Origin of the sequence: Natronosalvus rutilus, assembly GCF_024204665.1 — an archaeon.
GTDB lineage: Archaea > Halobacteriota > Halobacteria > Halobacteriales > Natrialbaceae > Natronosalvus > Natronosalvus rutilus.
Genome location: NZ_CP100356.1, coordinates 215,625 through 229,843, shown reverse-complemented (window position 1 = coordinate 229,843; position 14,219 = coordinate 215,625). Strand labels below are relative to the sequence as shown.

7 protein-coding genes are annotated in these 14,219 nt (G+C 50.1%); 6 read left to right on the top strand and 1 reads right to left on the bottom strand.

Annotation, left to right across the window (positions count from 1 at the left end):
- Positions 1–295 precede the first annotated feature (295 nt).
- Positions 296–5,047 (top strand): DEAD/DEAH box helicase, encoded by a 4,752-nt coding sequence (locus tag NGM29_RS19480; RefSeq protein WP_254160771.1) that lies wholly within the window; start codon positions 296–298, stop codon positions 5,045–5,047.
- An 18-nt stretch (positions 5,048–5,065) separates the two neighbouring features.
- A complete protein-coding gene (locus NGM29_RS19475) occupies positions 5,066–5,998 on the top strand; it encodes a hypothetical protein (protein WP_254160769.1) in 933 nt (310 codons plus the stop codon).
- A 21-nt stretch (positions 5,999–6,019) separates the two neighbouring features.
- Here the strand turns inward: NGM29_RS19475 and NGM29_RS19470 are convergent, their stop codons facing one another.
- Positions 6,020–6,703 (bottom strand): hypothetical protein, encoded by a 684-nt coding sequence (locus NGM29_RS19470; protein WP_254160767.1) that lies wholly within the window; start codon positions 6,701–6,703, stop codon positions 6,020–6,022.
- A 193-nt stretch (positions 6,704–6,896) separates the two neighbouring features.
- Between NGM29_RS19470 and NGM29_RS19465 the strand changes: the two genes are divergently transcribed.
- From NGM29_RS19465 to NGM29_RS19450, 4 genes are all read left to right on the top strand, one after another.
- Positions 6,897–7,760, top strand: a complete 864-nt coding sequence (locus NGM29_RS19465; protein ID WP_254160765.1) for a hypothetical protein — start codon at positions 6,897–6,899, stop codon at positions 7,758–7,760.
- Between the two features lies 1 nt (position 7,761).
- A complete protein-coding gene (locus NGM29_RS19460) occupies positions 7,762–10,674 on the top strand; it encodes an ATP-binding protein (RefSeq protein ID WP_254160764.1) in 2,913 nt (970 codons plus the stop codon).
- Positions 10,661–11,353, top strand: coding sequence for a hypothetical protein (locus NGM29_RS19455; protein ID WP_254160763.1), 693 nt, complete (start codon positions 10,661–10,663; stop codon positions 11,351–11,353). Before NGM29_RS19460 ends, NGM29_RS19455 begins: the two co-directional genes overlap by 14 nt.
- Before the next feature lie 661 nt (positions 11,354–12,014).
- Complete coding sequence (locus tag NGM29_RS19450; RefSeq protein WP_254160762.1) at positions 12,015–14,219, top strand: queuine tRNA-ribosyltransferase tRNA-guanine transglycosylase; 2,205 nt, start codon at positions 12,015–12,017, stop codon at positions 14,217–14,219.

Genomic DNA, 14,219 nt, shown 5'->3' with positions numbered 1-14,219 from the left:
CACTGAGGTATCTAAACCCATGGCTCTATTGAATTACTAGGAAGTGTCGACTTTCAGGGCTGAAATCCAGGACTCAGAGCGTCATAGTGGAAGGATTTTGGCCGCAAATCCGAGCAATTCGTATCATCAGAGAGCTAAACGCCATCAAAGGGAACCTAAAGATACCTAAACTCAACGTTATATGGCGACTCACGGGGCCATTGAATGGCAAAATGGGAAGTTGCCGCTAATCAAATCCGTAACCGCAACAACACTAATGTACTGTTAGTGGTTTCATTCACGTAACCTCTCCATCATGGATTCACCTCGTCAAACGTTAGACGGCGCCCTTGACCGTGCAAACGAAATTATCTGGTGGAACCGCTCTCTCACAAAGCTGAACCAATTCGACCAGTTCGGAAATGCAAAAGCCTTTGTCGACGATCAACTGGTTGAGCAGAAAGGGCCATACGTCGAGTACGTTCGAACCCCGAAATCACATACTCAATCCGCTGAAGCATTCCTATCCGAGTTGAACTACGATCCATCGGCTATCAATGCGGTCGCTAATGTTCTATTCGATGGCGATCCCACACTCCCGCTATATCAACACCAGGCAGAGATGATCAAGGCGATCGAAGGAGACGAGAATGACAATATCCTCGCGGTACCAACAGCGACCGGGAAGACGGAATCGTTCTTTATCCCATTACTCAACGATTGTATTCAAATCGACAAAGATGGGCTCAAAGGCATCATCATCTATCCAATGAAGACGCTTGAGGTCGACCAACTGAACAGATTTATCAAGTATCTTGATGCAGTCAATCGAGATCGGCCGGCCGGAGAGAAGATCAAAATTGGAATCTGGGATGGTGATACCGACAACACTGTTGGGGATCAACCAAACGAAGTTGAGCCAGGATCCCCGATTCGTGGGCTTGTCTGTCCACGAACCAAGGAAAAACTCCGTGTGTTCGACGACTACCGAGTCGGTACCGATACCGAGGAGTATTCGTGGATAAGAGTTACTCGGAATGGCATCCGAGCAGATAACCAGAGTCAGAGTGTCGATATTCTGATTACGAATCCAGAAGCGCTCGATTTCCTCTACGTGAACGACCGCCGTGACTCGCGGAACATCATCGGCGAAAATCCAGGAGAGCACCCGCTTCAGCACATTGTATACGATGAGGCACACGTATGGAGTGGGATCAAAGGTGCCGCAATTTCACTTCTATCACAACGATTGAAGCACTTTTACGAGGATAGCGATCCGCAAATCTCAATGGTATCTGCAACCGTTAAGAACCCTCCCGAGCTTGCTAGCAAATTGACAAGAACCCCAATGGAAGAAATCAACTCGGTTGGATTCACTCCCGAGCCGCTTCCATCAGGTGGAACGGCTGACTTTACTAAAATTCATCCATGCACGTTAGACGAAATCGTGGCGACGCTCTACGTCGTCTCTAAAGGAGAGTACACAGTGAATGCGTTTGAGGCAAAGTTTCCTAAAATGGCCAGCGCACGGGCAACGCTGGCGGCGGTCAATCTTCTGACGATACGATCGAACGCTATATCGATCCCATCAGAGGTTCGATCGTGGCTCGTCAGCCCCATTTTAGAGGAAGTGGACTCCTTAAAAGAGTCGTACCCACAGGCCGAAACAGGGCTGGACGTAATCGAGAATCAAGAGACACTGGATCTGGTGACGGAGACACTATTGGATTCAAATGGTCTCACGGCCCGATGGCGCCAGCATATCGAACGACACGTCCCAGAGGTTGCCGAACTTGCGTCGAAACTCGAAGGGGACACTGGAGAGGTCAGATTTAGACGATACGATGGGTTACTTGCAGATGTTCGGTCGGAGTTGGACGAGTCGCAGGATCCTGAGTTAGTACTCAATACCCTGCTGTTGTTCGGCCGGTTAGCCGGATTATTGACCGATAAGTACCACGTCTTCTTACAACCGCCGTCGAATGCATATTGGTGTCGAGATTGTAGTGCTGTTAGAAGACAGAAGGCGTGCCCGTCATGTCACTCGAATCTGCCGGAACTGGAATTCTGTCGAGAATGCCACTATCCCTACGTCGTTGAAAATGAGGAAGATGGGGGTCGACCACTCGAGCATCCAACTGCATCCCTCTGTCCGGGTTGTGAAAAAACGCATAACACGCAGGACATTAACGTCCCAACGTCGACGCTGCTCACGTTCATGCTTACCGAACTTTGCCGGTTAGCACCCTCAAAGAAAACGCTTGTATTCTCGGACTCGCGAAGTACCTCCGAAAGCGTTGCAAGGAACATCCGAGACCAGGAGTACCTCCTGATGGCGGAGACGCTGTACGTGAAACACCTCGTGGAGAACAAGGGTACCAAGGAGACAACCCAGTTGTTCTACGATATCCGTGACGAACTTCGAGAGGTCTACTACGAACCCCTCATCTCGAATGCACCAGATGGTTCCAATGTAGAGGATTATTTGAATGACTTGTTGAGTTCGATTCGGAATAACGCGTCACTTCACAATTGTAACCATCTTCTAAATGCAGCACTCGTGACACCGGAGACGATCTTCCAGTCGTATTCGGGTAGGGAACTGGCGCTTGCTCACGTGGTCTACCGTACCTTCGCGCAGGATCCAGGATACAAATTTACTCGAGACGGGAGAAAGATTCAAGGATGGTCGTTCGAACGACTGGAATCGAGAATCCACCGGAACTACCGATTCGAAGAAGAATTTGTTCAGCAGTCTCTCCCGAGGATATTGGACGACCTCAATGAAGTGAACGCTATTCGCGCCCGAACCGACGACGAGGTTCACGAAGAACTCCAAAATCAATCCGGAAATGCGCCCGTGGAGACGACGAAGGCGTATCTTGAAAAACAGCAGGCGGTTTTAGACCAGGTTGACGTTTTCAAGGGGGAGATTGGAAGTGGTGTGTTCAAGCGAGAGTTGCAGAACGACGAGTCCCGACTTCGTCTGGTACCTTCCGTCGCGTACTGTCTAAACTGTTATACGGCGATGCCTGCAAAGCAGATGGATACCGACATCGGTATCAACTGTCCCAAGTGCCGGCAGGCGACCGATGTATACGACCGGTTCGAGGTTAGGGAGGGAGAATACGTCGGAAAAGGATATGCCGATATTGATACTGGATGGGACTACGCGGTCGATCACTGGGGGCACGATATTTCCTCACCATTCACGGAAAACGAGGAATTGGAGCCGGTCGTCGTCGGTCAACACAAGGGTGATATGCCAGCTGCACTCAGAGGATCAATCGAAGAGGGATTTCGGCAACCGGATCCAGAGATAAACATCGTCAGTGCGACCCCAACGATGGAATTGGGTGTCGACATCGGAACGCTCGATACGGTGACACAGGTCGGAATCCCGCCTACACTGACGAACTACGTACAGCGAAGCGGTCGGACTGGCCGATCTCAGGGGAGTGCGTCACTCGTTACAACCGCAGTACGATCATCGAACCCAGTAGATACGCATTACTTCGCGAACCTGGATGCTTTTTTCTCCTCGTATGATCCGGTGAGAGTTCCGAATCCAGTTGAGTTCGACGAACTTCTCGCTGGGCAAATCGTCACAGAAGCAGTTGGATATCTGGCGCGGAATCAAGGGGGCAAGTCAGTCCTCGATAAAGTGTATCAACTGACGGAATCGACGAGCAGCCCAAGAAATTTCAGCACTAACGTTCTGAAACGACTCGTTACGCTTCGCAGATACATCAAGGAAGAACGCCCCGATGTAAAAGACTGGGTTGTGGAAGCGTTCGGTCCAGAAGCAAGCCCCATTTTTGACGAAGTGTTCAGCACCGACAGTCGATACAGCATGAAGCAGCGTGGTGAACGGACGTTTGGCGAGATGGAGGGATTAGATGTATCGGGAAAATCCGCGGAAACCCTCTCCTCCAATCTCAATCGACTCGATCTCTGGTTGAAGGAATTAGGCTATCTCGCGAACTACCGATCCTTTGGAGGCCAATTCCCAGTCAATTACCGAAGCAGCAGACAAGCTGATATCCAATTCGAGGGGAGTGGCCGTCTCTTCGAGATGTTTCCAGGTCCAGAAAACGATCGGGGAGGTGAGGTTGTCTATTTGGGCACGAAATACATAGTCGATGACGTCAAAGCCCGAGAACGATTAACGAGAGTCGGGCTCTGCACAAACGAAGAATGTGAGCGCCCATACGGAGCATACAAAGAAAGCCGGGGGATATGTCCGCTGTGTGGAGAGGAGTTGGAACGTACAGCCGTCCATCGAATCGGATCCGTGCAGTGCCGGTCGGCCGCTCCTTTCGAACAAGACTATCGCACGTATCCCATCGTGACCACGTATCTCGAGGAGATTCGATCGACCGCGGATCGTGAAGTCACGGAGGCGACGCTATTCGGGTTGGACTGTTCGCTGATCTCATCGCAGTTTGAAACGCTTTCGTTTGTGCCAGCCTTCGAACGCGCCCACAATCGCGGGAGTGACCTGCAATTGGTCGAGTCACAGGGAGTTATCGATGTTGAAAATGAAGACGAGGCGAATTTCGACGATATGGATCTTGACGACCTGATTGAAGAGTCAAGTTCTGAGCAGTATGCACCAGTAGGTCAACAAATGCGGACGAATGGGATCAAATTGGAGTTTGATTTGGAACCGATCGAAGAACGATACCAACAATTTGCCAGTACAGAACCCACGGCATCGTGGTCACAAGCCATGGTGAGTCTGGAACAAGCATTCGCTAAAACGATCGCGGTAATCGCCCAATGTGACCTTGGGGACTTTGATGTGAAGGCCGTGAAGACAGATTCGTCGCTGGATTTCTACGTGACCGACGGGCGAGAGGGTGGAAACGGCATCTCGTGGCAAGTCTCACAGGCGATCATTGAATCGAACGAACTCGAAAAGCGGGTGCGAGAAGTTGGCAACTGTGATGAATGTAATCAATTCTGTAACCAGTGTCTACTCTTAGAACGGACGCCCGGTTTCTACCTTAAAAACGACCTCCTCCACCGGAAGATGCTCCTCGCTCTATTGGAAGCGCAACAATAAATATTGACAAGATAGCCAATGAAATGGAAAACTCTGAATCGAGCATTGCAGGAACCAGGAGTGTATTTCATCTATGACGAACTGTATCGGTCGGAGAAGCGAGAAAAACTATGCGCCCTCCGCAAATACCCTGCTCTGTTTCGACTGGGTTGGGATCGGATGACCTGTCCTAAATCCTGGCAGAAGGTCGACCAGTGGGAGACGAATCAATTCGAACTCGAAGCACCAGAGTTCGTTCATATGGATGACGTCGAGATTCCACCGAAACGTGACCTCGTTGCTATCAGCGACCAATATTATGAGGACAAACTTCCCCTCTTTAGTCTCAGCTCGATCATCAATTCCTACACCCGAAGTAGTGCTCGCATGATCGTCGGTGCGGGGTCGAAGGATTTCCAGATGAGTGGCACGATCCGGCCGCTTCGAGAAATGGATTTCCTCAAACGAGAGTTGAACTATTATCGGGTCTACGAGGCATTCGAGACGAGATACGAAGAGTTTGGCTATCAATTTCCTGTGAAGCACTCACTAAACATATTCGTCCAAGAGAATGCATTACTGTTTGAGGAAGTGACTGGGAGACGAGTCAGTTCACTCCCCAAATTTTTCGAGATACTTCCAGAAGCGCCGTATCTACCGATATGGAGAACGTTCTCGGATATCTTTATGACCGATGTGCAACAAGGAACGCGCCTCCTTAATGAAGACCAACGAATCGAATTCGCCAAATGGCTTCGGCGTCGAGTGGAATTGGATTATCATCAGGGACGAGAGATTGCCACCTACTTCAATGGCCTCGCTCGTAGAAAAGAAGGGTTATTCGATCCGCATTTTCGACAGGAGATGGCCGCGATGGACGACGCCCGATCGTATCTCAATGTGCTGGAGGTGTCGAATCCTGTGGAAAGACGGTTAGCCAGTTGGTTGGATCAAGCCACAGGAGAGAAATAGGGTTCCCGGTAGTGACCGCCCCTAGTTCGCATCGGCCAATTCACGCGTGAGATGCCGACGCTCCATCGCCTTTTGAAGGCGTTCGCGGTCGATCTGCCTATCGGCGGCAGGGGTGTCGTTATTAGCAACCTCATCAGAAGTTACATCCGCTCCAGATTCGAGTTCGTCAAGCAACGGTGAAAGTGCTTCCAGATCATCTTTCCAGTCGCCTGGGCGCTTCACCGCGTATTTCTGGCGAACCTTCCACTCGTCGTCCGATCGTTGCCAGACGTAGAGGATGACCTCGGTCGTCTCGTACTCACCTTTCGCATCAATTACAACTCCCGCTTTCCACCACCGGTTCGTCTTGAAGACGGTTATGCCAGTGGAGACATTGTAGTAATCACTCACCGGAAGCTCAGCATTTGGATCGGTGAATTCGCCCGAAATGATCTCTCCGTCGAATGCGTTCAATAACTGTTCCAACACTTCCCGGTCTTCCTTCCAGCCGTCAGCGGTTCGGATCGAGTATTTTTGCTTTCGTCCCCACTTCCCATCCCGTTTGTGCCAAAGATAAATTGCGAGTTCGGGATCAGAGAAATCCGAATTTTTATCCTCATGGGTATAGAGCACGGCTGCTTTATGCCATTCGTCAGTCCGGTAGATCGTCTCCCCATCCAGTACAGTCAGAGAATCACTGATTGGGAAGGATGCCGATTCAGACACATCCAAATCGTTGGGTGTGGCAGAGCATATATTTGTCCCCATCTTGATGTTTGTTTGACAATAGTATCGTCATAGTATTAAGCAATAAACATAAGTTGATGGTCTAATATAGAGAAGATATGGCTGACGGATCCGGATTGTCGATAGATATTGTCCACCGCCCCCGATCGATCGCGGTAGCGAGTCGGATCATATGAGCAGTGGGGAAACTAATGTGTCGATGCCGACAGGGGCGTACGCGTTGAACGAGGTGCAAAATCTCACGCTATTGGAAGTCGCCTATCGTGCGATTCAAAACGGTTCGAAGACTGAATCGGAGTTGAAAGACATCCTTTGTGTCGAAGATGACACGGTCGAGTTAATCACGAAAGGATTTCGGATCTTTAACTTAGGAGGGAAATCTGAATTTGAATATACGTTAACCCCTCTGGCGTTCGATGCGGTGGATTTTAATCTCCAGTTCCGTCTTCACATCTTAAACTCAGTTGCAGCGGAGTGCTCACCGCAGCAGTGGGGATTGCAGTCCTCAGTACTGCTGAATCTCGAATATTTGTTGAAAGAAGGGACAAATCGCTTCGTACAGACCGATGAGGGCCTTATTAGGAAAATTGACAACTGGCACGTCGACGTTGGATACGAACCGCAATCCCAGAAAGGGAGAATGAAATTGAATAGTACGAAATTTTCTCACTGGACAAATCAAGCCGAATATCTGGGTCTTATTCGTGGCTACAAATCCGGCCGACGAAGCGCATTCATCGTTCGGTTCGATCCAAACCTCATCGAGCGGACTATCACGCTCGCAGCCGAAGAAGTGGGCGAAAGCGACGGAGTTGGATTTTCTGAATATCTGGAATGGCTTGAGGACAATTGTCTACGAATCCCGACTTCCTCAGAGAATGCGCTCCCCGCTCCTTTCGCCCGGACGTTGTACGAATTGGTTTCGGACGGAAAGCTGAAAGTCACCAAACGTGGCGATCCTTCAGGATTCGAACTGCCGGGAATTCCGTCCCACAGTGGGATCTCGAAGGCGAAAAACTATCTAAGGATAACTTAACATGACTACTGAAATTACAGAGGTCTCACCGCCTGACGGGAGTTTGTGTCCTCACTATCAGAAAATCGATGAAGAACTCTTTGATGATCTGTTTAGTGAGGTCGCGAAGGTTCGGTCTGATCGGCCAGATCTGTTCCGGTTCACCCATCGTCCGATCACAGTATTCGAGAAACACAGCGGAGAGGAGAGGGAAGTCAAGGAAGATAAAATTCTCTCCGAGTTCTTGAAGCAGCGTCGACGGAATCTCGTCACGATAATCGACGGGAACGTCGGCACAGGGAAATCCGAACTCTGTGCGTATCTTTCGTTAGAACTCAAAGAGGCGGGGCGGAATGTCCTCCACATCGATAAGAATGCGGATTTGCTTACAATCATGGCTGAGGAGATCCCGGACTTCTATGAGCGGGTCTCAGGAGGGGACACGTTAGAGGAGAGGGATCAACTGGAGAAACTGAGGCGACAGGTTCGACAGCACCGAGGTCTCGTCGCAAAGCGTATCACGTCAGGGGCGATGCTCACGATTGCAGATCTGGATAGTAGTACAGTCGACTTGACCAACGACCAAGAAGACGACGTCATCGACTTCATCGAGAAAAAAATCACGAAGTTAGCTCAACGGGGAGAGTTCGCAACGAAAATTGAGTTCATTACCGTCTCCGACGAAGCCAACGAGATAGCACAATACAACTTCCTCAACGTGTTCGAGGACGTGGATGACGAAACCGCAGCTGAACATTGGAATGAGGCTATCTGGACAGCAATCCGTCAGGACTACGGAACACCAACAATGGATTCACTTTTAGCTGAAGTTGCTGAAAATCTCGACGAACGCCCAGTTCTCGTCTTCGAAGATTTCTCTGTCTCGGCGCTCGATGCTCAACGACTACAGGAGTACATCGAACAGGACTCCCCCGAGAACACGTGGGATTTCATCATCGCAGGAACACAAGAATCGACACGCACCCTAGAGACGAACACAGCAAAGGATCGTGAGTGGATCCGGTTCTACCGAACCAATAAGCGCGATTCCAATCATGTCCTCTTCTTGAATGAGGACTCGGCAGTGGATTTCGCCCGACCGTTTCTCGGCTACGTAAAAAATCGTGATAACAGCGTCAGGTACGTCGACGAAGATCGGAAAAGTGAACTTCGCCAACCTAAGAATCAAAGTATCTGCGCTCGGTGTACGTTCTGCGACGAAACGTTTAGGGACGTATTCCCATTCAACGAGACGTTCATTGATCGGATATATGAAGGGTTGCCCGATGAAGAGCAGCGACCCCGAATATACATCCAGACGATCTCGAAGATTCTGAGTGCGTACTATCACGGAGATGTGACCGTCCCTGCTGCATGGAGTGAGATCGATGACGTGCTGTCCAACTCGATTGTACTTGACAACGAGGACATTTACGAAAACGAACCCCTTCGACGGCTTGCACAGTGGTACGGGGCACAGCAAGAGATGGACGGCAAGAGCGTAGTGACTGTCGATCGGCGATTCGCTAGAGCGTTCGGAATCGACGAGCCAGAACTCTTTGAAGAGTACGATATCACGAGAACTGAAATCGACGGAGTTGACACTCTTGTTATCCCGTTGACGGAGGGAGCGATATCTGGCGGCGGCAATGGCGATATAAAGGAAAACAAAAAGGATCCGGTTCAGGAGCGCTACGATGAAGCCAGAAAGCACATCGATACGTGGCAATCGGACACGCAGAATCAGAAGGCCTCAGAGGTGGATGTGTACATTAAACGAGGGTTAACGGACGCGATTGATCGACTTACAAATGGATTCGAGATGTTTCCTGACGGCGATTTGGAAGTGTTAGTAGGGAGCGAACGCCACCCCTTCACCTTCACCGATGGTGGACCAGCGGAAACAGATCAAATTCAGATCGATCCAACGGAATTCACCCATCCACAGCTTCTGAAACTACTCAAGTTCGGTATCACGCGAGATCTGGATCCGAGCCGAGCCGATTACAAAGAGTTGTTTGATCGAAACGGATCACAACTCGCCGGCTACGCTCAGCAATGGCAGGAACACGTTCGTGGCGCGTATCTGGCTCCAAAATACTTCTACGGGACAAGTCATCGGAATAGTACTTTTGAAGAGTTCGTCGCGAGCGCATACGGAGTACTGGCGATTCTATCTGATCCGAGCCAGCAAGTTACTGGTAAACGACTTTCGTCGCTCTATACCGCCAACACACGACCTGAGATAGACGATGACCTAGATGAAATGCTGAAGGATTTTGCCGACAAGGAAACCTATGACGGAATTACGAACATTTTCGATTTCATCGATCCGATCGAGTCACTGTTTGGGGACGTATTCGCGATCAGCAGTAACGTTGTCGATGTACCTCGATTGAATGAGATCCTTAAAGGATCTCACCCGTTCGATATCGGAGGGCGTCTCACGAAGAGTGCACTTAGTGATCTTCCAGCGAAAGTTCGATTTGACACGGATACACATCTCCGAGAAGTGGGGTTGCAGGTATACAGAACTATCCGGAAATTGGATGACTTACCAGCGGGCGAAGAAGCAGATGTTGCACCTCGTTTCGTCAACGAGCAGTTGCGTGGGATCGATATGGAAAATGTCCGTGATATAACGAAGAAGCTCAAAACATACGATAGCGTCGATTCGGGTGTCCGAGAAAATCTGATTACCTTTTCAAAGGTATCTGATCAGAAGATCGAGAACCTACTGGAGTCCTGTACGATCCACGAAGATCTCGATCAGGCCAGCTCCAATAGTAAACAGCAACAGGCACATCTTCTTGGTCTCGCAATATTCGGACACGAAGCTACGAAACGAATCCTAGCCCTAGATCTAGAGACGGGGTCTAGTGAAATCGAATCTGATAGCTTCTTAAAAATGAGCGAAATATATGCCAATCAGTGAACTAGAACGTCAACTCGAAGCGTACTACGAGCAGCATCGAAACCAGCAGCTGGCCTCGCGACTGGAAGACGCTGTTCAGACAATGCGTAAGACGGTACTTCTCGGGGCGAGGTTTGAGGAGTTGTCTGGTGGAAAAAAGAGCAACATCGAGGGTTTCAGTCCGAGTGACGAAACGGTACAGAAAGTCGAACAGGTGAAGACAGCGTGGGAATCCAATCAATTCGACCGAACCGAAGACAAACTGACCGGGCTAACGGAGGCATTGGACGAAGAAGAACAGCGAATTCGGGGCGAGATTCAGGGGGTAAAACATAAATTGAGTTCACATCTGAAGGGACTCAATTCACTCAACCAGCGAACTAATCGTATTCCACCGGATCGCATTCGGATAATTGAGGAGGAAATTGAGGATCTAGATGAAGTGAGTTATCAAACTGATAAACAGTTTTCGGAGCAAGAACAATCGATTCGGAAGCAGGTGCGTCAAAATGTAGTCATAGAGTTAGAGAATATTGAGAACAAACTCATGGAACCGTTCCGTGGCTCGGGAGCCGAAGAGCACGTGCGATCCCTCATCTCTGGGGGTTCGGTTCAGTTGTCGTCTCTATCCGACAAGGAAATCGACGAACTGCAGGGATCGTTAGGTGCGCATCTGAGTCTTCAACTGCGGGGTGAATAAGGTCGGTAGGAGATCCGACAGTATCCAAAGGTTCAGTAGTCCGATTAGAGCGTGTGGTTGTCTCAGTTAGTCTTAATGCTTCCCAAAACGACTCTATTAAAGAATCAGATCGGTGAAGCTGTGTCCAAAAACAGAGCTATATAGTTTAGCCCCTCTCAGCAGGTTTGTCCATGAAATACTGATTTGGCCGACCTCGGTTGTAGTGGTCTCTGGAGCGCCTCAACTTCGAGAGTACACAATAAGTAATCCAACGAGAAATCGGCTGAGCACCAGGTACAACATTTATATCTGACTCAATTCAGGATTGTCTGCAGGCGGAATACGCCACATCACACGTCCTGCAGGCGAGCTACATCTTGATAGTAATTCAAAATATCGTAGGGAATGTGGAGTTCACATGAACGATCGACAACATTTAACCCATATTAGAACGGGACAGGATTCGGTATGACAGAATCCAACAATCATCCTTATAACACTTGTTCGGAGTGGATGTCAGGCGGTAATTGTTTCGCACGACCCAAGTATACGGAACAGCATGACTGCTAAGCCCCACCTTGGGAGCATGTGGGCCAATAAAATAACTATGACAAGTGCTTAAAAATCGGATGGAGAGATTCATATGCGAGAGCAAACAATCACATCGTGGTGAATACTGTCTGTGAGGTTTTACGTTCCTGAATGGGATGACAACGTCGACGCTCACTACGATTTTGAGCACGACGAGCATTCGGAACTCGGAAAAGACGAGCGCCAGTTGCAGTATATTTGGGACATCTTTGACTATGAGACCACCCCGATCGACGGGGTTCTAATCTCACGTGAACAGGTCGAAGAGAGCGCGACGAAGTTCGATCGGCTTACGTCCCACGGTGTTTACGACGAACAGTCCAATCTCAATATCCCCAATTGGCTTCCGACGATTAGCGACTGCGGCGCCTGGGGATACAAAACGCTCCCATTCCCACCCTATGACAACGACGAAATGTTGGCGTTTTACGAGAACCTCGATGTTACAGTTGGGGTGACGATCGATCATCTCGTACTTGGCTCCGGTCACGAGACCCGTCTATATCTCGACAAACGTGCGTTCGCTGATGCAGAATTCACACCCAGTGAACTCCCCAAAGAGTTGACTGATGAGGTCGATGTGATGATCGATGAATGGCCGTCGGAGTGGCCTGCATATGTCGAGGATTACGATTCAACGATTTGCGATGCCCCTTCAGTAAACCAGTTCGAGCCGGAGGACTTCGAAGGTGATCCAGTCGCAGTCCTCGAGCGGCTCTGTACTGATCCTCGTGCTGTTTACCGTGAGGACGACACAGAGTTTCGGTATCAATTGACCCTCAACAACGCCAGGGAGATGAAGGAACTGTACGACGCTAACGACTACTCATTCCGTCTGATGGTCGCTATTCAGGGATGGGATCCAATATCGTACGCCCGTGCTGCTGAACAGGTGCTTGAACGTGGATACCAGTACATTGGAATCGGTGGCGTCGCAGGAAGTAACGCTGCCAGAATCCGTGATATCGTCACAGGCGTCGGAAACGCAGTCAAGGAGCACGAACGTACTCGAAAAACGAGGGTTGACACACACGTATTCGGGTTTGCCAAAACGGATGCATTCGATGCAATCGGACAGACCGGAATGTCGAGCTTCGACAGCGCAAGTATGCTTCGGTCAGCCTGGACCGGTGGCGACAACTACCACCTCGATAGCGAACGACGATACGATGCACTTCGTGTTCGATTTGGATCGAACCGAGACTCACTCGAAAAGCGGATTCAAATTGCCCTGCGTGGTCAGGAACTCCTTCATTCACTTCGCGCCTTCGACGAGGGGGAATTGATTTCTAAGGCCATCCGAGCGTGGGTCACAGACGCAGAACGCGCACTGGACGGACTGGCGCCATACTTGAAAACGCATAGACACGACGACGCGTACGATCAACGCCTTCTCCGTGACATCGAGGAGCATTTCCGGGACGACTACGAGTACGGTCGCGAACTCCGGGCGAGTTTCAGTCGCCCTCTCCGTAATGCCGTAATCAAGTTGCTTAGAGACGACAATCCCAAGTCACCACTAGACTTCGACAAATACCAATCATTGATCGATACCGCTCGAGAGCAGTTCGACGGAACCTTCCCCAGAATGGCAGAGACCATTGAACAGCGCGAAAAATACTCGGGCGACACCGGCACGTTCGATCAGATTTGGCTACTCGTGGAAGATTACGCGTCGTGGATAGGCGACGAGCGATTACTCGAGGAGTACAAGCGACTCCTTCGAGAGGAGCCGTGGAAAGAGTGTGACTGTCGGATCTGCAGAGAGCATGGCATCGAAGTGGCGATCTTCCGGGCGAATAACCGAAACCGGCGCCGTGGGTTTCACAACACGAAACGGTTTTATGACCAATTTCGGGAAGCGCTTCCAAAGACTCTCGTCGCGATGCCTGCCTCCGACTCCCTGACGTCGTGGAGTTCTGTGGAGGGATACTTCCTCACCGAGCAGACGGACTTCTGGTCGGATGTCCACGATCTTCCTGTAGCGGAGGTCGGAGTCATAAGCGCTGAAGGAATTCACGAGTGGTGGTCGGAACCACCGACGACGGTTTCGCTTGATCCGACCGAGATGGCGGCGTCTGTCGGCGAGTTCTGTGCACGATATCAGAAAGTGTTCCTGTACGACCCTGACAAGACTATTCACCCTGACGTCGTTGAACGGATTGAACAACAAGGATGCACGATAGCGTCGTACCAAGTGCCGTCGGAGTTCCGAGCGGCCGTTCTCGACCAGCTTGGATACGACAGCGAGTTTCTGCCTGAGTTCATGGTGCAGAAAGGGTTAATGGAGTTTTAG

Excerpts from the sequence above, each read along its gene's own strand:
- NGM29_RS19480 (WP_254160771.1), top strand. The coding sequence starts at position 296 with ATGGATTCACCTCGTCAAACGTTAGACGGCGCCCTTGACCGTGCAAAC.
- NGM29_RS19475 (WP_254160769.1), top strand. The coding sequence starts at position 5,066 with ATGAAATGGAAAACTCTGAATCGAGCATTGCAGGAACCAGGAGTGTAT.
- NGM29_RS19465 (WP_254160765.1), top strand. The coding sequence starts at position 6,897 with ATGAGCAGTGGGGAAACTAATGTGTCGATGCCGACAGGGGCGTACGCG.
- NGM29_RS19460 (WP_254160764.1), top strand. The coding sequence starts at position 7,762 with ATGACTACTGAAATTACAGAGGTCTCACCGCCTGACGGGAGTTTGTGT.
- NGM29_RS19455 (WP_254160763.1), top strand. The coding sequence starts at position 10,661 with ATGCCAATCAGTGAACTAGAACGTCAACTCGAAGCGTACTACGAGCAG.